Source organism: Acidiferrobacteraceae bacterium, assembly GCA_037388825.1.
In the GTDB taxonomy this organism is placed as follows: Bacteria; Pseudomonadota; Gammaproteobacteria; order Acidiferrobacterales; family JAJDNE01; genus JARRJV01.
The window spans coordinates 20,118-42,442 of the sequence record JARRJV010000020.1 but is presented as its reverse complement, the minus strand read 5'-3'; the positions used below and the strand labels follow the sequence as shown (position 1 = coordinate 42,442).

The following is a 22,325-nucleotide window of genomic DNA, read 5'->3' as shown; positions in this document are numbered from 1 at the left end:
GGACAAGATGAGCCAGGCGTCAGAAAAACCGGAAACGGCCGTGATACTGACCGGTGGCGGGGCCCGGGCCGCGTATCAGGTGGGCGTCCTCAAGGCGGTTAGTGAGGTGATGCCCAAGGGCGCCCCCAACCCGTTCCAGATCATCTGCGGAACTTCGGCGGGGGCCATCAATGCCGCCGCCCTGGCCGCCTATGCTGTCAATTTTCAGCGTGGCGTGCGTCGTTTGCATCGCGTGTGGGCGCATTTCTCCTCCGACCAGGTGTTTCGCACAGACGCCTTCGGCATTGCCCGCACCGCCTTCCACTGGTTGCTGGCGTTCATGGCCGGTGGCCTCGGCGGTCACAATCCTTCCCATCTGCTCGACCGTGCGCCGCTGAAGAAACTGCTCACGGACTATCTTCCCTTTGGTGAGATCCAGACCTCGATCGACGAAATCGGACTGGATCATCTCATGGCTTCATCAGCCATTCCCTTTGTATTCGAGGCGGTTCACCTGAACCGCGAGTACTATGGCGACGGCTCCATGCGCCAGACGGCGCCCACCAGCCCGGCCATGCACCTGGGTGCCGACCGGATCATGGTGATTGGCGTGACCCCGGAACGGGAGGCGGAACCGGTGCGCCACGAGGAGCCGATGTATCCATCCCTGGCCCATGTCGCCGGTCATATTCTCAACAGTATTTTTCTCGACAGCATGGATATCGACCTGGAGCGTCTGCACCGCATCAATCACACGCTCGCGACCATTCCGCAGAAGCGCTTGACCCAATATGGCGTCAAGCTGCGTCGCGTGGATACCCTGGTGGTCTCGCCGAGCCGCGAGTTGGGGGAAATGGCGCAGCGGCACGTTCGTCAACTGCCGTGGACGGTGCGTTTCCTGCTGCGTGGAATAGGGGCGCGGGATGCCGAGGGCGCGAATCTCATCAGTTATTTGTTGTTCGAGCAGGCGTATACCCGGGAGTTGATCGGACTGGGTTATGCCGACGCCATGGCCAAACGGCGTGAACTTGCGGAGTTCCTCGCGCCCTGAGCGCGAAGACGCTGCATCACGGTCGCGCTTGGCGTAAGATGCGGTCGTCCTGAACTATACGGAAACCACACGAGGTTCATCATGAGCGAGTCACCGAAAATTCCTGATGATCCGCTGTACGAGTTGCTGCGAGAAGGGAATGTAGACATCTTCAATGAAGAAAAACGCAAGCGCACGGTTGTGGATCTGAGCGGCTGCGATTTTCGCGGGGTCGATCTGCAGGGCCTGGAGGCCGACGGTATCGACTTCAGTAGCTGTTATTTCCGTCAGGCCGATCTGCGAGGTGTTGATTTGCGCAAGGCGCGCCTGGAGGGCGCGAGCCTCCACGGCGCACGCATCGCCGGCGCCTGGTTCCCTGCGGAGCTGTCGGCAGATGAGATTCAGCTTTCGGTCGTGCGCGGTACGCGCATGCGTTATCGACAAAACGGGTGAGGAGAGACCATGCCTCCGTTCGGACTGATTAACTACGCCGCTGTGGCGGTATGCGTCGTCGTGGCCATGGCCGTGGGTGCGTTGTGGCATTCGCCGTTCTTGTTTGGTCGCATCTGGATGAAGGCCTATGGCTACAGCCCGGAAGAGGCCGCTGCCATGCGCCGCCGGGCGCTGCCTGCCTATCTCATTTCCGCGGCGAGTTACCTTCTTATGTCGTTGGCCCTTTCGGTTCTGGCCATCTGGGGCGGCTACGATACCTGGGCAAAAGGGCTTCAGCTGGGCTTGATGGTGTGGGTGGCAATCGTCGCCCCCACCGGCCTCATTAACAACCGCTTCTCCGACAAGCCGCTGGCCGCGTGGCTGATCGACAGCGCCTGGGAGTTTTTGTACCTCTTGTTCATGGGTGGGTTGTTGGCGGCGTGGGCGTAGACAGCCTCCGGCGACTGCTACCGGCGACGCTCGAGGATTGTCTTGAGGTTAACGCCTTCTTCTGCCTGATGTTGACGTATCGCTTCAAGGTGGGGAGCAAGAATTAGGCGCACCATCCTATCGATGATCCGGCCGAGTATCGGCAAGTGCGTACCGATTTCGATCTTTGCCGTGAATCTCGAGCCGGTCTCGGTCGGTATCGCCGCCAGGCTCCCGCGAACACCTGGATAGATTTGGTATTGTACGCGCCGAACCGGCCTGGTACCGGTCATCGTCAACCGCAGGCGATGACGTCTGCCATGAAGGCGCTCAACAGCCTCCATTCTCGCCCCCGGTTCAAACGCCTCTCCGTGTAGCCAGCGACAGCTAATGTGGTCCGGGTGCCATTCCTTGTAGTGCTCCGGCAAGTGCTGAAACCAGGCCCAAATGATCTCGGGGGGAACATCGATATCTATTGTGTCGCAAAGTTCGATCATGTGGTGCCCAGAGATCCGAATTCGCGGACAGCGATGGCCAGCAGCGGTTCTATGTGGGTGTCACGATGAGCCCGACCAGTCCACCAAGCAGCCCGCTGACGACCATCAGGCTTCCGTAGCCCAGTACGACTGTGACGACGACCCGTCCCGCGCTCAGGGAGCGGTTTTGCGCAGCTGTGCCGCCCCAGAGGATTCGATGTACACCAATAAGCCAGACGACGATTGGAATGAGCAGAACTACGGGCACCAGACTGGTATAACCGCTCTGCATGACCGCGGCGAAGGTGGTGCCGCCTACGATTAGTGCCACGACCAGGAATATGGCCCCGGAGATCCGGAACTGTTTCGGCGGTGCGTCGGCCGCCGGAAAACACGCGGCTTTCAACTTGCTGTACATGTGTCGTGCGTTTGCGTCTGGTTCACTCTGGTGCCTTCGCCAGGGTCAGCAGTCGTAGCACGAGATTCTCGCCAATCTCGGCGAACTGGTCCTTGCTCAGGGAGAATTCTTCCAGCGCCATGGCGTCATAGTCGGCGGAGGTGAAGAAGGCGCGATGCCGCCAGTCCGGATTTTCTCCTTCGCCGATGGATTCGACGTCGGCGAGCAGCAGCCGCACCTTTCCGTCGGGTTCCTGTTTGAGATACGCGGCGACTCCAATCATTCTTATCCCCTTGTGTTGTGAATCGGATTGATCGCGGGCGGACCCGCGTTGAGGTGCTGTTCGGCACAGTATAGCCGGGACCCGGCTGGCGGGAAGTGGGAATGCATCTACGGTCGGATCTACGCGCCGTCCATGAGCATGCGCAGGTCGTGGGAGATGGATGAGGCAGGATCCGTGGCCTTGGCCATGAGTCGGGCCTTGCCGTCCGGTCCGAAGATGAATATCGCGCTGCTGTGTGCGACCTCGTAGTTTCCGCTCTTGTCGCGTTTGCCGATGCCATAGCTCACGTGATAGCGATTCGCCATGCGCTGGATCTGCGCGTCGGTGCCACGAAGACCGGCAATATGCGGCCCAAAGTTATGGGCGTAGGCCGCCATGATCGTGGCGCTGTCCCGGGCCGGATCCACGGTGACGAAAAGGACCTGAACCTTTTTCGCCAGCCTCTCACCGAGCTGGTTCAGAGACTGGGCCATGCGTGCCACGGTGGTGGGGCAGACATCGGGACAATGGGTGTAGCCGAAATAGACCAGCACGAATTTTCCGTGGTAAGTGTCGGCGTTCACCTGCTTGCCGCTGGCGGAATCGGTCAGATCAAACTGCAGCGAATCCGTGGAGCCGGTGATGTTCGAGAGACGGAAATGCTGAACCGGTGCCTGGATTGCAACGGTCGAATTCGAATCCGGTTTGCCGCAGGCCGTCAGACCCGTCAGGAGTCCCATGGTGAACAGTGCCGGGATCCGCAGGCCACGGGTCCGGTTCTGTCCGCGCGCCCTCATTGTGTATTCGCTCCACCGACACGGAACTTCTTTTCCAGATCCATGCCCTCGCTGAAGTGAAGGGTGATGGGCACCACGTCTCCCACTTTCAGGCTGTGCTTGCGGTTCATCAGCATCAGGTGGTAGCCACCCGGAGCGAAGCGCAGGGTCTTGCCCGGGGCGATGTCGATCTTGTCGACCATCTTCATGCTGGCCTCGCCGTTCTTGTGCATGCTCAGATGCATCATTACGCCGCCAAAGGCAGGACTCGATGCGCCAGTCAGGGTGACCTTTGCGCTACCCGTGTTTTTCACTTCGCAATAGCCGGCAAGCGGAAGATCACCGGGCAGCAGGCGAATGCGGGCATGCTGGACGTTGACTGACGGGGCGGCCATGGCGCCGCCGGCGCAGATCGCGAGGACGACACCGGCGAGCCACGGAGCCAGCCGATACCTTCTGATTGAATGGTTCATCGTATTTCCCCTGCTGTTGAAAAATTTACGCTTTGGCAGATATTGCGGGCACCGGGTCTGTTGCCCGATCATTCCCGCTTTCCCGTATCCAGCGGGACAACAACACCAGCGCGGCGAGCACACTGACTACGGTGGTCGGCATCCAGGTGATCATTCCGCCCAGGGCCTGGTCACCCATGGGCGAGAGTGACCACAGGCGACCGCAGATGGCATAGACGGCATAAATGATGTCTTCGCTGTACATGATGACAAATCCCATGGCGATCATGGCCATGATGACTACCCACTGAAGAAGAATGCAGCAGCCATAGCCATTCCAGCCGGCGTGGGCATTACGCGATGGTACGAGCATTGCCCACCAGAACAGCAGTCCATTGATAACGAGGCTCCAGTTCATGGCGTGATAGGCCTCGTCACTCAACATGGCCGTGAAATGGTTTTCCGGCAGCAGCCAGAAACCCATGATGCCGATGAATAGGATCGTCGCCACCACCGGAGTCTGGATGAAATCGTAGGTGCGGCGCACTGCGGTCGTGTTCCACACCGGGGCGAAAATTCGGCGACGCAATACCTCGGGGGTACCGCGTACCAGGACATCTCCGGGGGCCGAGAGTGCGATCAGGAAAGGGGCGCTGTGGTGCAGTACCGCATGTTGGGCGCGGTGCATCCAGAACATATGCAGGGCCCAGTAGTCCAGCCGTGTCTGCATCAATGCATAGAAGGAAAGGACCCCGCCGAAATAGGCCGCGATGCGAAGGGCTCCGGCGTGCTCCCCGGCCCGCCACTGGAGAACCAGGCCGCGGCCAAAAACCAGAATGGCGGCGGCGCTGACGATGGCGACCGTGGGAGAAAACTTCCACGGCAGGATGAACGCGATGACGGAATCCAGGCTCAGGTCCATGGGGATTGGTTCTAGTTATCGTGTCGCCGGCGGCCGGGATGATTGCCGCCGGGCTGACTATCCTACACGCAGCAGGGCAAACAGGTCGATCCTTGTTGACCCAATTTCTTGGCTTTGACGCGGCCTTCACGGGAAAAACCGCAGCGAATTTGCTGATCGCCCCCTCAGGACCCGGCAATGAGCAGGCGCAGGTCGTGGGCCATGGCGTCGGCGGTAGTGTCGCTTTGCGCCATGAGCCGGGTATTTCCCTTGGTGTCGAAGACGAACACGGCGCTGCTGTGGCTAACCTCGTAGTTGCCTTCCTTGTCGGGCTTGCCCAGTCCATAGGTGACGCGATAGCGCTTGGTCAGGGTGCGCAGCTGCTCCTGGGTTCCGCTCAGGCCATCCATCTCCGGGCTGAAAGCGGCGGTATAGCTCTTCAGCTGTTTGGGTTTGTCGCGTGCCGGGTCGACGCTCACAAACAGTACGCGCACCTTTTCCGCGTCCGCGCCCAGGGACGAGAGGGCCTGTGCCATCTTGGCCATGGTGGTGGGACATACGTCAGGGCAATGGGTGTAGCCGAAATACAGCATGACGATCTTGCCGCGATACTTGTCCGCGGTTACGGGCTGCCCCTGATCATCATGCAGATTGAATTGCAGCTTTGGCATCACGCCGGTCAGGTTCAACAGCTTCCATTTGACGTCCTTGCTGCACGCGGCAAGGCCCGTGGAGACAAGCAGGACCAACAGGATGTGAATCAGGAAGTGGGCGCGGGAGTTCGTTTTGACAGGCATGGCACTTACTCCTTCTTAGAGATACTCGCCATATATTCGTCTTCGGTATGGCGCATCCAGCGATAGAGCACTACGAGCAGCGCGATGACGCTCATCATGCTCGACGGGATCCAGGTAATGAGACCACCAATCTCCTGATCGGTCATGGGCGCGATGGGCCAGGCGCGGCCGCACACGTTGTACACGTCGAAAAGGATCTTGGGTGCAAGGGCGATCCAGGCTCCGATGAGAATCTGTGGCAGGATACTCAGGAACAGAATCACGATGCGCACCCCGTAGTGCAGGGGTTTCAACGACGACTGCTTTGGTGGTCCGACGATGAGCCACCAGAACAGCAGGCCGTCCAGTAGCATGCTCCAGTTCATTACCTTGTAGCGTTCGACACTGAGCATGGCCTTGAAATGAATGGACGGCGTCAACCAGAAGGCGATCAGTCCGACAACCAGGACCGATGCGACGACCGGATTCTGCAGAATCCGGTACAGGACGCGACCCACGGGAAGGTGCCAGATGGGTGACAGTACCCGCTCCTGCAACCATACGGGTGTGCCGCGTTTCAGTACCACCATGGGTGCGGAAAGAGCGATAAGGAACGGCGCAGCGTGGTGCAGCACCAGATGCTGCAGGCGATGTACCCAAAACATGTGCTGCGACCAGTAGTCCAGACGGGTCTGCATGAAAAGATAGATCGCGATCACGCTGATCAGAAAGGCCGTCGCGCGCCATGCCCCGGCGGGGTCGCCCTCATGCAGCCGGCCCAGGCCACGGATGTAGAAAACGACCGATGCGGCACAAACCAACATTACCGTTGGCGAGATGTCCCACGGCGTGAAGAAGGTGACGATACTTGCAAGTGATGACACGAGTGATCAGGTTCTGGCAATGCGGTAGCGCTGCGGGCCGCAATCCTACACCCCGACTGGCGGCGCGTCGATGCCTGGGGAGTCGTTTTTCAGGCTCCGCTAACGGGGGCTTTACGGAATTTGCGCAGGACACGCACCGGGTCCGGATTTTCAGGCCGTATCCCTGGCTGGCGGGATCAGGACCAGCAGGCCCAGACCGATGATAACGAAACCGATGGACAGCCATTGCCAGAAGGCAAAACTCAGCCACAAGGGGATGCCGGTCTTCTCCCACTGTTGACCGACCCAGCCGATGTTGCGTTGCGCCAGCCAGAGAAACAGTTGGCTGAGGGCAATGGCGAGGAAAGGCAGGACCACGATCACCGCCGATACACCAAAGATTTTTCGCCGCCACATGGCCTGCGCCAGAAGCAGAAAGATGCCCAGGTGCAGACTGGAGAAGACCACCAGGGCGATGATCTCGTGACCTTTGGTAATCCACTCGGACAAGTCAGGTACGAACACGCCCTGCAAGCCAAGCAGGATGCCCGCGCCGATGCCGGTACCCAACGACGCCAGGGCAACCCGGGTCAGGCCTGTGGCCGAAGCGCCGATGCGCTTCCTGAGGGCGGAGACGTACGGCCATTGCAGCAGCATGGCCAGTCCCAGCGCGGAGGTATACCAGACTCGACCCGACGGATTGTCGCGTGCGGAGCCCAGGGATGATGCAACCGTGTAGAGCCAGTTGAAGTTTCTCGGGTAGTAGTCGAGCGACAACTTGATCCCGGCGATCAGGATGAAGATGGACAGGACATACCAGCCGAACGCGCGCGCCCGGAGAAACTGAAGAACGGTTCTTGCTTCAATCGCGGTCAAGGTCTTGTCGTCAGTGGATCGTCCGCAAGAAAATAGCATCCCCCCGCGCCATCTGTCCTCCGGAATTCCTGGTTGGCGCGACGGAACATCAGGCGCGCAGGCCGATTTTTGCGTGAACGCAACCGGCGCGTTCGTGCCGCGCCACAAGGTCCGCCGTTCCTCCGTCGGGGGCATGGACTATCCATTCGAAGACCATCCGGTCATCGGTGGCGTCGGCCGCCTGGCCGGCCCAGCCAGAGGGCGAAGAAGGTTTGCCGGCGCGGCCCTCAAGCTGCCCACCCTGTTGCCGAAGCGATCCCGCGACGAGGCGGGCGTTGTCGGGCAGCCCGATCTCCGCGACCACGCCCCGGACCATCTTGCGATCGCGCGCATGGCGCGTGACGTCGCTCGGGAGCCAGCCCGTATTCTGTACTGCAAGCCGCACCTGATGGTGGTTGTTGCCAAGGGCAGTGCTCTCGGCACGCAGTAACTCCAGTCGCGGCGAGATCAGATTGTGCCAAAGCAGCCAGCGCGGCAGGCGGTCTATCTCCTTTTTCAAAAGGTGTGGTGGCGGGTTCCAGAACGAGTACAGTGGGTTCCATCCGCCCAGCTCGACCTTGCCGAGCTCGGGATGATCGAAGGGATACCAGTCGACGTAGCCTTCGCCCTTCAACGCCTGATCGCTCCAGTACAGGAGCTTGAGGTCATCTTCCAGCGGATGCTCCCGGTACCAGTCAATGAAGCGGTACTCGCCAATTCCGGCCTGGTTTTGCGGACTCCAGATTTCCATAGTCCAGGCATAAACTCCACGTTCCTCATACATCCAGTCATCCATCGCTCCGGTAATGATTTTTTGCGGGTGGTAGCGGAACTCGTGGTACGCCGAAACCGCAGGATAGCCGGTCAGCGCAGTTCCCTCGGCACCGATGCGTTCGAAGATCCAGCGGTCTTCTGCCGGCAGGTCCTCGTCCGGCCGATAGGAGTACGGACGCAGCAGTACCCCGCTGTAGGAGTGCAGGGAGACGGAACCGCAGATGTTTGGATGTTGCGCGATGAACGCGGTGAGGGCGCGTACCTCCGGTTCCGACGAGGGGTAGTCTCCCGCACCTTCCTGCTCGTGCTCGCCGCGCCAGCGGCTGGGGAAGTTGCGGTTGAAGTCCAGTCGTTCCGCTGGTGGCCGAAGTGCGATCGTGAAGCCGTCGTATTCGTCCACCCGCCCCTCCGGGAGAAGGCGAAAGTAGCTGCCACCGGTCTCCGTTGGATCGCGGCGCACCATCAGGCGCGGTTCCTCCGGGCAGATCTTCCACGGACCGTTGGGATCGGGCACGCGCATGCTGAGAATGCGGCCGTCGCCATCTACGTCTTCCGTTGCCACTCCGCCGGCAGGGTCCTCCTCGAACGGGTAGCGGCGGGTGCCGGAACGGACCAGGCGCGGCGTATCGGCCAGTGCCCACTCGGCGCCATCGGGGTTGGCCCGTGGGCAGATATAGAAGACACGGCTGTCCAGGCAGCGGGTGATGTCCGGGTCGCTGCCATGGCCCTGCAGCAGCATGTCAATCAGATTCAGGGCGGCGACCGAACCCACGAGTTCGGCACTGTGCAGGTTGGCATCCACCCACAGGGCCGGCTTGTCCTTGTCGCCACCGGTTTCGAAGCGCGTCACTATGGCAAGCCAGATGTCGCGCCCTTCGAAGCTTCGACCAATGCTTTCCAGGCGAACGAGTTCGGGTCGGCTGGCGGCGTATTCCTGCAGGCGCCGGCTCAGCTCCTCGTAGCGGGGGTAGTGATCGAAGTTCTTCGCGACCATAATTTTTCAGTTGCAGTGGCAATCGGCGCGAGTATAGTCGCGCCGTTGCCGTTTCGAAATACGGAACCGGAAACCGCATGCGTTATCCAATGGCCGATTCGACTGCCACGATGCGGTCGACCTTATATAAAGGTGATTTATGATACGCGCTGCACGGCCGGAGGACCTGGATGCCCTGGTCGCCATTGAGAACCGTTCCTTCACTGTCGACCGATTCAGCCGACGCAGCTTTCGTTACCTCCTGACCCGGGCCAATGCCGAGACCCTTGTGTTTGAAGAAGAGGGGAGGGTGCTGGGGTATGTCATGCTGCTGTTTAATACCGGCACGTCCCTGGCGAGGCTCTATTCCCTGGCCGTGGACCCGGACTCCCGTGGCCACGGTCTGGGTGCGCAGCTGATCGAGGCAGCTGAAGCCGTGGCCCGGGACCGTGACTGCATCACCCTCCGGCTGGAGGTTCGCAGCGACAATCCGGAATCGATTCGCCTGTACGAGAAACTGGGTTACCGGCGCTTTGGCAGTCTGCCGGACTACTACGAGGATCACATGGATGCCTTGCGCTACGAGAAATCGCTGGCGCCACACCTGGAACCGGAGATGGTGCGTGTTCCGTACTATGAACAGACCCTCGACTTCACCTGTGGACCCTCGGCCCTGCTGATGGCCATGAAGGCCCTGGATCCCTCGATTGAACTCGACCGTACGCTGGAGCTGCGTCTGTGGCGTGAGTCCACGACCATCTTTATGACCTCGGGACACGGCGGGTGCGGACCTTATGGCATGGCCCTGTCGGCATACCGCATGGGTTTCGATGTCGAGATCTACGTCAATGAACCCGGTGTAATGTTCGTGGACTCGGTGCGAAACGAGGAAAAGAAGGAAGTCATGCGCCTGGTCCAGGAGGATTTCCTCAACGAGCTGAGCAAGTTGCCCGTCAAGGTTCACCACGGCGCGCTGAACGTGGAGGAAATGAAACAGAAATTCAATGAAGGCGGCATTCCCATCGTGCTGATCAGTTCCTACCGGATCTATCGCGAAAAATTCCCGCACTGGGTCGTGGTGACCGGCTTCGACGAGAAATACATCTACGTGCATGATCCCTACGTTGACTACGAATCGGGCAAGAGTCCGACCGACAATATCAACATGCCGATTCTGCAGACGGACTTCGAGCGCATGGCGCGCTATGGCAAGGCCGGACAGAAAGCGGTGCTGATTCTCAGGCGTCGGCGCACGATCGCCGTGCCGCGCAGGAAGAGGGCGTAGGCAATGGCTTCCCATCTTATCCTGGTGGAGAACCTGAAGGATTGGCAGGGCAATTTGCCCGATGTCACCGTGGTGACAGCCAAGGACTATCTGTCGCGGCCGGACCGGTTCAGGACGCGGGATACACGCATTATCAACCTGTGCCGCAGCTATCGTTACTTGTCCACGGGTTACTATTGTTCGTTGCTTGCGGAGGCTCGAAGACACAAGGTTGTCCCGTCGATCCGGACGATCACGGACCTGAGCAGCAAGGCGATCTACAGTCTCAATGTGGGAGACCTGGACGAGCTGGTGCACCGGGCCCTCCGAAAACACCCGCAGAACCGGACGCAGGACCGGTTCGAGGCCCATGTGTTCTTCGGCCAGTGCGAAGACCGCGAACTGCAGGAACTGGCGCGCCAGTTGTTCGACTCCGTACGCTGCCCGTTGTTGCGTGTGGAATTCCGCCGGCAACGGCAATGGCAGATCCACAGTCTGCGGCCCGTGCATTTGAATGCGCTGAAGCCGGAACAGCGGTCGTTCTTCACCGAGAGTCTGGCAAGCTACCTGGGAAGTCGTTGGCGTGGCCCACGTCCGCGGGTGCAGTCACGATATGACCTGGCCATGCTGTACAACCCGGATGAGAAACTCCCGCCTTCGAATATGGGCGCATTGCGTCGCTTCATCGACGCCGGCAAGAAACTGGGTGTTAGCGTGGACCTGATTCGGAAAAAGGACTACAACCAGCTGGCGGAGTACGATGCCCTGTTCATACGCGAAACCACGGCCATCGATCACTATACCTATCGGTTCGCGAAGAAGGCCGAGGCCGAAGGTATGGTCGTGATCGATGATCCGGATTCCATCGTCAAGTGCACCAACAAGGTCTATCTTGCCGAATTGCTGGCGGCGAACCAGATTCCGGCACCGCGCACCGTGATTCTGCGCAAGGGCGAACCCCTGGCCATCGACGATAACATCGGCTATCCGGCTGTGGTGAAGATTCCGGACAGTTCATTTTCGCGTGGCATCTACCGTGTAGAGGACCCGGAACAGGCGAACGAGGTCGCGGCCAGCCTGTTTCGCGAGTCGGACCTGATTCTGGCCCAGGAATATCTCTATACGGAATTCGACTGGCGTATCGGCATCCTCAACAACGAGGTATTGTTCGCCTGCCAGTATTTTATGTCACCGGCCCATTGGCAGATCGTCAAACACGGGCCCTCGGGTCGAGCCACCGAGGGCGGATACCAGGCCTGGCGCGTGGAGGACGTTCCAGCGGGGGTGGTCGAGGCGGCACGTCGGGCGGCGTCCCTGATCGGTAATGGCTTCTACGGTGTCGACGTGAAACAGGTAGGAGAACGAATCTACGTGATCGAGGTAAACGATAATCCGAACGTGGAGACTGGTGTGGAAGATGGTGTCCTGGGCGCGGACTTGTACCGGCGCATCATTGGAGAATTCGTGCGTCGCCTGGATGAGTTGCTGGGTATCGACGAGTTGCGGCGCGAAGGGGTTCGTGGATGAACGATAGCCTGTTCGAGGGACGTGCAGACATCCAGGCCGTGGCCATGTATGTCGGCCAGCGTCTGGATTTGCGTGCGTTCGAACACTTTGAGCAACTCGCCACCGGCCCGCTTGCGGTGCGTGCGGGCGCCAGCGGCGCTGCGGTGCTTTTCCGTTACGGCGTAGCCGTGTTCTTCGGGCTCACGGCGGCCGAGGCCGTGGGTTTCCTGCAGGATATCCGTCGGCTCATCATTGAGCCCATCGAGGAACCGCAGACCGAGGAAGTTGCGCTGGTTGTTCAGAAAGGCGAAAGTGAGGGCGTCGAGGCGTCCCGCATTCGCCTGCACTCTGTAGACATCCAGCGCCTGCAGTTGGTGGCCGACGTTCTGGCGAAGAGCGTGGTACTGGCTCACTACGAGATCACCATCGCTTCCCAGTTCGATCGCGTGGAACCGTTGGCAACCAATCTCAAGCAGGCGGGACGCACCGGGCACAAGGGCCGGGAGTTGCTCAAGTATATCGGCGACATGCTGACCATCGAGAGCAAGATGGTCGGACGGGTTGGGGTCTCCGAGAAACCGGAGTTGCTATGGGAACATCCGGAACTTGAGCGGCTGTATGCACGACTGGAAGACGAGTACGAACTGGAGGAGCGGCATGTCGCGCTGGACCGCAAACTCATGCTGATCTCCCGCACCGCCGAAACCCTGTCGGGCATTCTGCAGAATCAGCGATCCCTGCGGGTGGAGTGGTATATCGTGATTCTCATCGTGCTCGAGATCGTCATCACCCTGGCGGACAAATTTCTTGGATAGGCGCGCAAAGACTCGTCTTCGGCCGTGGAAGCCACTAGAATCCGGGCCTTCGGACCAGAACCGGGTAACGTCATGAAAAATCTCCTCGTACTGTCGGCCCTGGGCGCTGACCGTCCGGGTATCGTGAACCGGCTTTCCAGAGCCATTCTCGACAGTGGCTGCAATATCGAGGACAGCCGCATGGCGGTGCTGGGAGAGGAGTTTGCCCTGATCGTGATGATCTCCGGTACCTGGGATGCGATCGCCAAGATCGAGGCCATGGTGCCGAAGCTCGAGTCCTCCCTCGAACTGACGGTGACCGTCAGGCGCACTGCCGAACGGGCCCGGGGAGCCGGCACGATTCCCTACATGGTTGATGTCATCGCCATGGACCACCCGGGGATCGTGCATGACGTGGCAGCATTCTTTTCCGATCGCCAGATCAATATCGAGGAGATGTCCACCGGTAGCTATGCCGCGGCCCATACGGGCACGCCCATGTTCTCCCTTGCGCTGGTGATCAGCATTCCCGCGGAGATTCACATCGCGCGACTGCGCGACGAGTTCATGGATTTCTGTGATGAACTGAACCTGGATGCGGTGATGGAACCCGTAAAGGCCGGTTCCGCGAAGTACTAGTGGATTTCGGGCCGGCCGAAGTAGTATCCCTGGGCCAGATGTATGCCGATCTCCCGCAGGACATCCACCGTCTTTTCGTTGTCTACATATTCCGCGATCGTGATCAGATCCAGCTCCCCGGCGATATCACGGATACCCTGAAGAATGGACCGAACGCGCGGCTCGCTTTTGACCCGTTGCACCAGGCTGCCCTCGATCTTGAGAAAGGAAACCGGGAGGTCGGCAAGGTACTGGAACGAGGAATAGCCGCTGCCGAAGTCATCCACGGCGATGCGAAAGCCGAAATCGATCAGCGGCGCGAGGATTTCGCGGGCAACGGCCGTGTCGCCCAGGAACTCCCGTTCGGTGATTTCGATGACCAGGGGCTTCTCCGCCCCGAGTTGCCCGGCCACGCACTGGCAGCGGACCTGGGCCTGCTCCAGGATGCTCTGAACCAGGTGCGGGTGTCGAAGCAATTCCGGCGAGACGTTGACGAAATGGTTGATGGGCATGCCGGTAGAGACCTGCAGTACGCACCGGTCCATGGACTGCAGGATGATTTCCTGGTCGATCCGGTGGGTCAGCTGCATTTGGGCCGCGGCCTCGATGAAGCGGCCGGCCTCGAGCAGTTCTCCCGACTCGGTGCGTAGCCTCGCCAACGCTTCCTCGCCAACGATGTCGCCGGTCTTCAGGTCGACGATGGGCTGAAATGCAGCGACCATGCGCTTCGTCTTGATAGCGTCTTCCAGCTCTCCCGCGATCGAAAAGACTTGATGCCGCCCGCTTTCGCCGGAGATCACCCGGTCCCGACCCGAACGCTTTGCCTCGTACAGTGCAGCATCAGCCGTGTTGAGGACATCGCGCAGCATCTCGGCATGGTCCGGATAGCTGGCGACCCCCGCGCTTATCGTTACCCGCAGGGTTCGATCCTGGCTGTCGATATGGATATCGGACGTTGCGATCTCACGCCGCAGGCGTTCGGCAATCGTGCTTGCCTCATCGATGCCCGTGTCCGGCAGAAGACAGAGAAACTCCTCTCCGCCCCAGCGGCTGACGAGGTCACTCTCGCGCAAGAAGTCTCTTGTGATTTCCGCGATGCCTACGAGTACCTTGTCGCCTGCCTGATGTCCAAAATGATCGTTGGTTACCTTGAATCGGTCCACATCGAACAGCACCAGACTGTAGGAGGACTCCCGGCGCCGGGCGCGGGCGTGCTCGTGCTCCATCATCTGCTGCAGGGTGTGGCGCGTGAGGAGCCCGGTCATGGCGTCAAAGGTCGCCAGTTCTTCCAGCTTCTCGCGCAGGAGCGCCTGGTCGAACGCGGCCTGGGCCAGATTCGCGAATGCAATAAACGGTTCGAGACCAACCTGCTCGAAATAGTCCTCCCGGTTCACGTAGATCGCGACCGCACCGCGGATGTCTGACTCACGATTTCCGAAGGGAAACGAGGCACAGGCCTCCAGCCCGTGGGCCATGGCGCGTTCGCGCCACGGGGCGAAGGGTTCGGAAGTGCGGATTACCGTAATTACGGGCCTCAGTGTGCGCAGGGAAGTACGGGTCGGACCGCTTTGGGTGGCTTTGTCGTTGGCAAGTGCCAGACCGTCGGCGTAGTCCTTTTCCGGGCCGACGGTGTACATGGGGACGATGGTCTCCGCGTCATAGGGCCCGAGGTATTTCCATGCCAGACGAATATGGGAGGATGCCGAGACCAGCGCATTGCATGTGGTACGCAATACAGCGTCTACGGTATCGCCGGTGGCAAGGCTGGCGGTCGCGTCGAGCAGGGCATCGCTGATGGCAATGCGCTCGTGTTCCCACTCTTCGGCAGTCTTGTCGGGTGAAATATGGGTGTGCGACATGGATGCTCTTCCGTGAGGCGCGCGAAAACGGGTGGAGAATATATCCCAGGCAGTTGGTCAAATTCCAGTAAAATCGGATAAATCGGAAATATGCCAGTCTTTGGAGGGTCGCGCCCCGGCCCGGGGATTGGTTTGCGGCTCAATTCTAGACCCGTTCCACCCCGCCATGTTCCAGCAGGTAGTCCAGCCAGCGATTGGCGAGGTGTTCCTGCAGGCGATTCTGAGACAGGCGTTCGGTCAACGCCTGCAGGTCCACAAGATCCAGCGGCTCGTCCTGCCAGGAGCAGGCGAAAACCGCCTTGGTCCGTTCACCGGTGGCGGGGTCGACCTGCCACTGCAGGCACTGGGAACAAACCCCCTTCAACATGCACTGCATACTGCTGTAGACCGAACCCGTGACCTTGGGTTTGCGGGCAAAGGACTGCGCAAGCGGGCCTCGCCGGGCTTCCTGAATCGCGCGCAGAAGAAGGCGGTCGGCGGTGATGTGAATATGGTCCACCTGTTCGAATGGAATCGCCGGAGTCCCGCTCGTCAGTTCACCCCGGGCATAGCGCAACATGACCTCCGCCAGATCACCGGTGGCGGCGGCGTCCTGCGCGCGTTGTGACTCCACCGGCCTGCCACTTTCCGTCACCCAGACGATGGAGTCGGTACAGGTCTCCAGCTCTTCGCGGCAAAACAGTTCGTCCGCGTTCGGCAGACTGACCATGAACAGCACCCGGTTTCCCCTGGCCTTGTAGGCCGGGCCCAGGGAGCGCAAGGCCACGGCCGCGAGCCAGTCACCCGCCACCAGCACGGTTTCATTCTCCGGTATAAGGGACTTGTTGCCGCCCGGCCCCATGAGAATCAGAGGGTCGCCGGGGCGCAGGGTGGCGCACAGTCGCGAACTGGCACCGCGCTCGCGCACGATTACGGAAACGGTTCCGGCCTCGGGATCCACGCGGGATCCGGTCAGTACCAGGGTCTCGGTCTGCAGGCGTGTGCCCTCGACAAGGGGAGAAAGCGTTTCATAGTTCTGCAGACGGAACATCTGCGCCGGTTGGTAGCGTTTCGCCGCCAGTGGTGCGCGCACCGTGACTTCCACGGATTGCGGCGTCAGGCGTTCCACACTCACGACCCTTGCCTGCAGCTGTTCTTCCATGGTCTGGCGGAATGCAACATATTCATTTTCGTCGCCGCTTGCATGGGCGCGCTCGCCGAAGGTCTCGATGATGCGTCCGTAGATGCGCATGCCCGAGGCGATGGCCTTGACCACATTGCCATTGAATACCGGATGGGTATCGCCGATGAAGCTCACCCGGTGACCGTCGCGGTCGTAGGACGTGAAGGCACCGAAGGCCGCGTCCTTGACGTGTGGCGCCACCGGGACCGGCTGCAGGGCACCGTTCTCGAACCGGTTGGTCTGATAGTTGCGTTCGTTGAGTTCGAAAGTTCCACGGTGCTCGAAGTAGTAGGCGATGTTGGGTTTTGCGCCTGTGGCCACGAGCACCGTGCGTGCCGGCAGCTCGATCTCTTCGCGCTCGTCGGTCGGTTTTCCTTCGGCATCGAAAGATACGCGTTCGCACAGCAGGGCATCGACCTGACCGTCGGCATCGAGGCGCGCCGCCTTCGGGCTCAGGCCCTCGCCATACATCACGCCTTCCTCCATGGCCTTGATCACTTCCTCGTGATTGCGCAGGTAGGCGGGGGAATCCTGCATACGCCGGCGGTAGGCGATGGTGACGCCGCCCCATTGCTGTGCCAGGGCATGGAGTTTCGGTTCCTTGCCGGCTGATGCGGCGCGTTTACGTTCGGCGCGCACGGCACGGCCGTGTTCCAAATACTCATCCAGGATTGTCAGTGACAGGGGATCCAGTCCCTCGCGGACGTTCTTCTCGCCGTAGGCCTTCACCAGGATCTCGTAGCGGTGCAGGATTTTCTCTATCTGTACGAGGTAATAGGCCTGAACCTCGGTGGCGGCGTCTACACCCGTGAGCCCGCCACCGATTACCACCGCTGGCAGGCGCACCTGCAGATTGGCTAGACTGCTGTCCTTGGCGGCGCCGGTAAGTTGCAGTGCCATGAGGAAGTCGGCGGCCATGCGCATGCCGGGAGCCAGGCTGCCAGGGATGGGCAGGGCCTGGGGCAGGCCGGCGCCCACGGCAATGGCGAGATGGTCGAAGCCGGCGTCCCAGGCCTGTTCCACCGTGAGGGTGCCACCGAAGCGGACCCCCCCGAAGACCTGGAAGCGCGGGCGACGCATCAGGGTGAGATAGATCAGCTTGAGAAAGTTTTTGTCCCAGCGCACGGTGATACCGTATTCAGCGACGCCACCGAAGCCGGCAAGAATGCGCTGGTCCAGCTTTTCCTGGATGTCACTGTAGTTGCGGATCGGCTGATCAATCAGTTCCTGCGGCAGCGGTTCGATCTTGAGCCCGTCGATGCCGACCACGGCAAAGCCTTCAAGGGTCAGGTAGTGGGCGAGGGTGAAGCCCGCCGGGCCCATGCCGGCAATGAGCACCTTGAGTCCATTGTAGGGTTTGGCGATGCGTGCCTCGCGGCGCAGCGGGTTCCAGCGCGTAAGCAGGTCATAGATTTCCACGCCCCAGGGAAGATTGAGCACATCGGTCAAGACCCGGGTTTCGATCTGCGGGATGTTCACCGCATCCTGCTTCTGATAGACGCAGGCCTTCATGCAGTCGTTGCAGATGCGATGGCCTGTGGCCGGAACCATGGGGTTGTCCACCATGATCATGGTGAGGGCGGCGAGGGTGTGCCCCTCCTTCTTCAGGAGATGCATCTCGGAAATCTTTTCATCCAGGGGGCAGCCGACCAGGTCCACGCCCAGGGGGTTGGTCTTGTATCCCTGTTCCGGTTCGCCTTTCTTCACCGGGAAGCCCTTGGAACAGAAATCACCGTCATGGTCGTGGCAGTAGATGCAGTAGTCGACCTCCCCCTGTACCGCGCGCTGGTTCATGCGCGGATCTGTGAGGCCGAAGCCGTCGCGGTAGCGATGTATGGGGATGACCGTGCGGCCTGCCTGGTCGCCCGGAACGGGTTCGGTCGGAACCAGGGCATTGTGGTCCACCGGCTGTGGCAGGCGGAAGCTGACCCAGCCGCGCACCGCATCCTGGCCCTCCGGCAGGGTGAGCGCGCGGACGCACCAGCGCGTCAGCATCTCGATCGCATCGGCCTGATTGTCCTTGTCGTCCAGCAGTTGCTGGCCGTAGCGCGCAATGGCCAGTTCCCGGTCGTCATCGGTCAGGCCCCCGGCCTCCAGTGCATTCGCCAGCCAGGCGTCGAGTTCGGCAAAGCTCTCGTCCACGTCTTTCTTCATCAGTCGCCGGCGCGCGCGGCGCAGCACGAACAGCTTCTTGAAGGCGAATATCGGGTCGTGGGAAAGGGTATCCCGCAGCAGTTCTTCCATTGCCTCGCGGATACCAAACAACTCGGCGATGAATTCCTCCAGAACCGGGGCGCAGGCCAGCAGCAGCTCGCTTGTTTCCAGGGGGACGGAGATCTCCCCGTCGCGGTAGGCTTGCAGGCGACGCGCCAGGTCGGCGTCCTGCTCCGTCAGCCGTTGCAGGAACAGTTCATCCAGTTTCTGCAGGCCCGCGACCGTGCGCAGGTCGGGATAGCCAAGTCCTGGCAGGCCCAGTTTGAGTTTAGACATGAAAACCGATCCCGTAGCGTGTTTATTCGTTCAGGTGTTCGCGGGGGCGCTATTGTAGCGGCAGCATCGCGGTTGCGCACGGAATCCCTGCATTCTTTCCGGTAGGCGTGCAAGATGCCGCCCGCGCGCGCCCCGGGGATGGGACGCGGCGGCCGGAAGCTCAGGAGGAGGAGTTTACGTTGCGGAGGATCCCTTGCGGCTGCTGATCCCGAGGATCCGGAAGATCGGACACCAGTTCATGAGAGCGGTGGCGATCAGGACAACCCCGACAACCGCCATGATCAGTCCGCCCCACTTTATCGGGACCTGCAGGATGAAGATCAAGGCGATCAGCGCAACCCCGAGCACGATACGGATGACCTTGTCTGCGGTACCAACGTTTTTGACCATGATTGCCTCCGGAACGATTGAGCGCACTCTAGCACAGGCCCCGGCGCTGGCTTTGATTCAGGTCAAACGGCATCAAAACAAGGCCGGGAGCAAGACCCCGGCCCTGATACAGGTATTTGTTCCAACTGGCGTCGAATTTATTCTGGCTTCGCGTCTTCGAGTTTGATGCCGAGGAGGAAATATCCGGGGCACCACTTGAAAATACCGGTCAGAAGGGGGATCGCACCGATCAGGCCGACCCAGCGGAGATTCCCCTCGAAATAAACAAACATGGGTAGCAAGGCGAGGCCAACGACAATGCGCAGAAATCGTTCTGTGGGCCCGACATTTTCATACATGACAATACTCCTCGAATACACTTATGCCGCGGACCGGACGATTGTTCGGTCACCATTTTTAGAGTAGACGGCGATTTCGAAGAGTGTGGGGTAAAAATCCCGATCAGCCTTGGGAATGCTTCCATTCCCCGGATTTCCCGCCGGATTTTTCCAGCAGGCGGATTCCTTCCATGGTCATGCCCCGGTCTACGGACTTGCACATATCGTAAATGGTTAGCAGTGCGATCTGGACCACGGTCAGGGCCTCCATCTCCACGCCGGTGCGGTCGCGGGTGGCAACTGTGGCGACGCAGTGCACCGCCGGCGGATTGTCTTCCTCCTCGAAATTCACATTCACCGAGGTCAGGGCCAGGGGATGACACAGAGGAACCAGTTCCGAGGTCTTCTTCGCCGCCATGATGCCGGCGACGCGGGCGATGCCCAGCACGTCACCTTTCTCGTGCTCGCCCTGGCGGACACGCTCCAGGGTTTCGGCCTGCATTCGAATACGGCCTTCGGCCACGGCACGACGCTCGGTCTTTTCCTTTTCTCCCACGTCCACCATATGGGCCTGTCCGTGTTCATCAAAATGGGTGAGCTTACTCATGACGAATCCTTGGCAGCAGGGCCACCAGGTTGCACGGCCCGGTGCGGCCGTCGATCTGGGGCAGGATGATGCGGTCCATGCCGAGGCGGCAGGCGCCGGTGGAACCGGGCAGGCAGAAGATCAGTGTGCCGTCGGCGACGCCCGCCACGGCGCGGGACTCAATGGTGGAGGTGCCGATGTCCTCAAAGGAGAGCATACGGAACAACTCGCCGAAGCCGGGGATGGCCTTGCTGAACATTGGTTCCACTACCTCGGGCAGGACGTCGCGCTGGGTCAGGCCGGTACCACCGGTGGTGATGATGGCGTCGATCCCCGGATCGGAGACCCAGCCCTGGACGAGTTCGCGCAGGCCCGCGAGGTCATCACCGTGAATCTTCCGGCCCGCCACCTCGTGGCCGGCCGCCAGCAACCGCTCCTGAACCAGGTCGCCCGAGGTATCGGTCTCCGGCGTACGCGTGTCCGAGGAAGTCAGGATGGCGACGTTCAGGGGTACGAAGACCCGTTCGGCTTTGCCCATTGAAGAATTTCCCGTTCGGTTCGGGAGACAGAGTATAAGCGAGGTCAGGCGCAGCGTCGCGCGTCGCCGTGATACTATCGCCGGCACAAGGGGAATCGCTTGTACGGATCATTGGCATGCTGACACTGGAACAGGCCCAGGCGGAGATCGTTGCCGGCATTCGCAAGGCGCAGGACACCGAGACGGTCTATCTCGATCAGGCCCATGGCCGCTATCTGGGTGCCGGGACCGCCGCCGTGGTGGCCAATCCCGCTTTTGACAATTCGGCCATGGACGGATACGCGGTCAACACCGTCGATCTGGTGCGGGAGGATTTTCATCTCCCGCTGGCGGGCGAGTCCCGTGCCGGTGACCCGCCGCCGGCGTTGAAACCCGGAACCACCATGCGCATCTTCACCGGCGCGCCCGTGCCGACGGGCGCCGATGCCGTGGTGATCCAGGAAGACGTGCGCATCGAAGGGGATCGTATACATTTGCCGCGCACGGTTCAGCCGGGGCAGAACATACGCCATGCCAGCGAGGACTTCGCAGCCGGTAGCCCGCTGTTTCCTGTCGGCAAGAGACTCAACGCCCGCGATCTCGCGCTGCTGTCCGCCGCCGGCGTGGCCAGGCCCGAAGTGTTTCAGCCGGCGCGGGCACTGGTGTTTGCCACTGGCGATGAACTGGTAGCGCCGGGCACTCCACTCAAGCCGGGACAAATCTACGAGTCCAACCGCATGGCGACGATCCTGCAACTGCAGGCCCTGGGCTGCGAGGTAGATGATGGCGGCACGGTGGAAGACCGGCCCGAAGCCGTGCGCGAGCGCCTGCAGTCGGCGGCCGACTATGACTTCATTGTTTCCAGTGGCGGCGTGTCCGTGGGCGACCACGACCTGGTCAAAGAGGTGTTCGCCGAGATCGGCGAGATCCATTTCTGGAAGGTGCGCGTCAAGCCGGGCAAGCCCCTGGCCCACGGTCATCTCGGCGAGCGTGCCCACTTCTTCGGCTTGCCAGGGAATCCGGTTTCCAGTCTGGTCACCTTCGAACTGTTTGTGCGGCCGGCGGTACTGGCGTGGTACCACGCTCCGTATCATCGCCTGGTCCTGCAGGCGATCGCGGATAACGACGTCCGCCATGCGCCAGGAAGAACCGAGTTTCTGCGCGCACGCCTTCACGTGCAGGATGGCGTGCTGCACGCCACCGCCTTGCCCGGTCAGGGCTCGCATATGCTGGGCACTTTGCGCGATACCAACGGTCTCATGCGGGTGGAACACGACAGCAGTGGCCACGCCGCTGGTGCGCGGGTTGCAGTGTTGCCCCTGACCCTGGATATTGAATAGACCGCGTGGGCTGTACGCGTTACCTTTATATATATAGATAGTGGGCCGAACACGAACTGGAGAAATGG

General features: G+C 60.7%; 23 protein-coding genes. 8 read left to right on the top strand and 15 right to left on the bottom strand.

Going from position 1 to position 22,325, the window contains the following annotated elements; translation table 11 throughout:
* From P8X48_05395 to P8X48_05385, 3 genes are all read left to right on the top strand, one after another.
* A partial coding sequence (locus P8X48_05395) for a patatin-like phospholipase family protein (protein ID MEJ2106750.1) occupies window positions 1-1,030 on the top strand: 1,030 nt, incomplete at its 5' end.
* Between the two features lie 81 nt (window positions 1,031-1,111).
* Window positions 1,112-1,462 (top strand): pentapeptide repeat-containing protein, encoded by a 351-nt coding sequence (locus P8X48_05390; GenBank protein ID MEJ2106749.1) that lies wholly within the window; start codon window positions 1,112-1,114, stop codon window positions 1,460-1,462.
* Between the two features lie 9 nt (window positions 1,463-1,471).
* Window positions 1,472-1,891 (top strand): DUF1761 domain-containing protein, encoded by a 420-nt coding sequence (locus tag P8X48_05385; GenBank protein ID MEJ2106748.1) that lies wholly within the window; start codon window positions 1,472-1,474, stop codon window positions 1,889-1,891.
* Window positions 1,892-2,416: 525 nt separating this feature from the next.
* On the opposite strand, the gene P8X48_05380 is transcribed toward P8X48_05385, so the two are convergent.
* The 9 genes from P8X48_05380 to P8X48_05340 all read right to left on the bottom strand — a co-directional run bounded on the left by P8X48_05380 (window position 2,417) and on the right by P8X48_05340 (window position 9,435).
* Entirely contained in the window at window positions 2,417-2,764 is a 348-nt protein-coding gene (locus P8X48_05380) for a hypothetical protein (protein MEJ2106747.1), read from the bottom strand.
* Between the two features lie 22 nt (window positions 2,765-2,786).
* Window positions 2,787-3,026, bottom strand: coding sequence for a hypothetical protein (locus P8X48_05375; GenBank protein ID MEJ2106746.1), 240 nt, complete (start codon window positions 3,024-3,026; stop codon window positions 2,787-2,789).
* A gap of 119 nt (window positions 3,027-3,145) precedes the next feature.
* Window positions 3,146-3,802, bottom strand: coding sequence for an SCO family protein (locus P8X48_05370; GenBank protein ID MEJ2106745.1), 657 nt, complete (start codon window positions 3,800-3,802; stop codon window positions 3,146-3,148).
* Window positions 3,799-4,254 carry a copper chaperone PCu(A)C gene (locus P8X48_05365; protein ID MEJ2106744.1) on the bottom strand — a complete coding sequence of 152 codons (456 nt, stop codon included), beginning with the start codon at window positions 4,252-4,254 and terminating at the stop codon, window positions 3,799-3,801. Before P8X48_05365 ends, P8X48_05370 begins: the two co-directional genes overlap by 4 nt.
* A 25-nt stretch (window positions 4,255-4,279) precedes the next feature.
* On the bottom strand, window positions 4,280-5,155 hold the full coding sequence (locus tag P8X48_05360) for a cytochrome c oxidase assembly protein (GenBank protein ID MEJ2106743.1): 876 nt from the start codon (window positions 5,153-5,155) through the stop codon (window positions 4,280-4,282).
* Window positions 5,156-5,319: 164 nt separating this feature from the next.
* Window positions 5,320-5,931 (bottom strand): SCO family protein, encoded by a 612-nt coding sequence (locus tag P8X48_05355; protein ID MEJ2106742.1) that lies wholly within the window; start codon window positions 5,929-5,931, stop codon window positions 5,320-5,322.
* 5 nt (window positions 5,932-5,936) lie between these two features.
* A complete protein-coding gene (locus tag P8X48_05350) occupies window positions 5,937-6,794 on the bottom strand; it encodes a cytochrome c oxidase assembly protein (protein ID MEJ2106741.1) in 858 nt (285 codons plus the stop codon).
* A gap of 150 nt (window positions 6,795-6,944) precedes the next feature.
* Window positions 6,945-7,649, bottom strand: coding sequence for a hypothetical protein (locus tag P8X48_05345; GenBank protein ID MEJ2106740.1), 705 nt, complete (start codon window positions 7,647-7,649; stop codon window positions 6,945-6,947).
* A gap of 88 nt (window positions 7,650-7,737) precedes the next feature.
* Complete coding sequence (locus P8X48_05340; protein MEJ2106739.1) at window positions 7,738-9,435, bottom strand: M14 family metallopeptidase; 1,698 nt, start codon at window positions 9,433-9,435, stop codon at window positions 7,738-7,740.
* 139 nt (window positions 9,436-9,574) lie between these two features.
* Here P8X48_05340 and rimI point away from each other — a divergent pair, with 139 nt between their 5' ends.
* The 4 genes from rimI to P8X48_05320 all read left to right on the top strand — a co-directional run bounded on the left by rimI (window position 9,575) and on the right by P8X48_05320 (window position 13,617).
* On the top strand, window positions 9,575-10,699 hold the full coding sequence (gene rimI, locus P8X48_05335; protein ID MEJ2106738.1) for a ribosomal protein S18-alanine N-acetyltransferase: 1,125 nt from the start codon (window positions 9,575-9,577) through the stop codon (window positions 10,697-10,699).
* Window positions 10,700-10,702: 3 nt separating this feature from the next.
* Window positions 10,703-12,205 (top strand): RimK family protein, encoded by a 1,503-nt coding sequence (locus P8X48_05330; GenBank protein ID MEJ2106737.1) that lies wholly within the window; start codon window positions 10,703-10,705, stop codon window positions 12,203-12,205.
* The gene (locus tag P8X48_05325) at window positions 12,202-12,999 is read left to right on the top strand and encodes an RMD1 family protein (GenBank protein MEJ2106736.1); all 798 of its coding nucleotides are present in this window, start codon (window positions 12,202-12,204) and stop codon (window positions 12,997-12,999) included. The genes P8X48_05330 and P8X48_05325 overlap by 4 nt, the downstream gene beginning before the upstream one ends.
* A 72-nt stretch (window positions 13,000-13,071) precedes the next feature.
* Complete coding sequence (locus P8X48_05320) at window positions 13,072-13,617, top strand: glycine cleavage system protein R (protein ID MEJ2106735.1); 546 nt, start codon at window positions 13,072-13,074, stop codon at window positions 13,615-13,617.
* Here P8X48_05320 and P8X48_05315 read toward each other — a convergent pair.
* The 6 genes from P8X48_05315 to moaB all read right to left on the bottom strand — a co-directional run bounded on the left by P8X48_05315 (window position 13,614) and on the right by moaB (window position 20,938).
* Window positions 13,614-15,455, bottom strand: a complete 1,842-nt coding sequence (locus tag P8X48_05315) for a GGDEF domain-containing protein (protein ID MEJ2106734.1) — start codon at window positions 15,453-15,455, stop codon at window positions 13,614-13,616. The two genes, P8X48_05320 and P8X48_05315, sit on opposite strands and share 4 nt — an antisense overlap.
* Before the next feature lie 145 nt (window positions 15,456-15,600).
* Entirely contained in the window at window positions 15,601-19,107 is a 3,507-nt protein-coding gene (locus tag P8X48_05310) for an FAD-dependent oxidoreductase (GenBank protein MEJ2106733.1), read from the bottom strand.
* Window positions 19,108-19,281: 174 nt separating this feature from the next.
* Window positions 19,282-19,497 carry a DUF2892 domain-containing protein gene (locus P8X48_05305; GenBank protein MEJ2106732.1) on the bottom strand — a complete coding sequence of 72 codons (216 nt, stop codon included), beginning with the start codon at window positions 19,495-19,497 and terminating at the stop codon, window positions 19,282-19,284.
* Window positions 19,498-19,634: 137 nt separating this feature from the next.
* Complete coding sequence (locus P8X48_05300; protein ID MEJ2106731.1) at window positions 19,635-19,835, bottom strand: DUF2892 domain-containing protein; 201 nt, start codon at window positions 19,833-19,835, stop codon at window positions 19,635-19,637.
* Window positions 19,836-19,938: 103 nt separating this feature from the next.
* Complete coding sequence (moaC, locus tag P8X48_05295; protein ID MEJ2106730.1) at window positions 19,939-20,421, bottom strand: cyclic pyranopterin monophosphate synthase MoaC; 483 nt, start codon at window positions 20,419-20,421, stop codon at window positions 19,939-19,941.
* On the bottom strand, window positions 20,414-20,938 hold the full coding sequence (moaB, locus tag P8X48_05290) for a molybdenum cofactor biosynthesis protein B (GenBank protein ID MEJ2106729.1): 525 nt from the start codon (window positions 20,936-20,938) through the stop codon (window positions 20,414-20,416). Before moaB ends, moaC begins: the two co-directional genes overlap by 8 nt.
* Before the next feature lie 116 nt (window positions 20,939-21,054).
* On the opposite strand from moaB, the gene P8X48_05285 reads away from it, so the two are divergent.
* The gene (locus P8X48_05285) at window positions 21,055-22,257 is read left to right on the top strand and encodes a molybdopterin molybdotransferase MoeA (protein MEJ2106728.1); all 1,203 of its coding nucleotides are present in this window, start codon (window positions 21,055-21,057) and stop codon (window positions 22,255-22,257) included.
* Window positions 22,258-22,325: the final 68 nt, after the last annotated feature.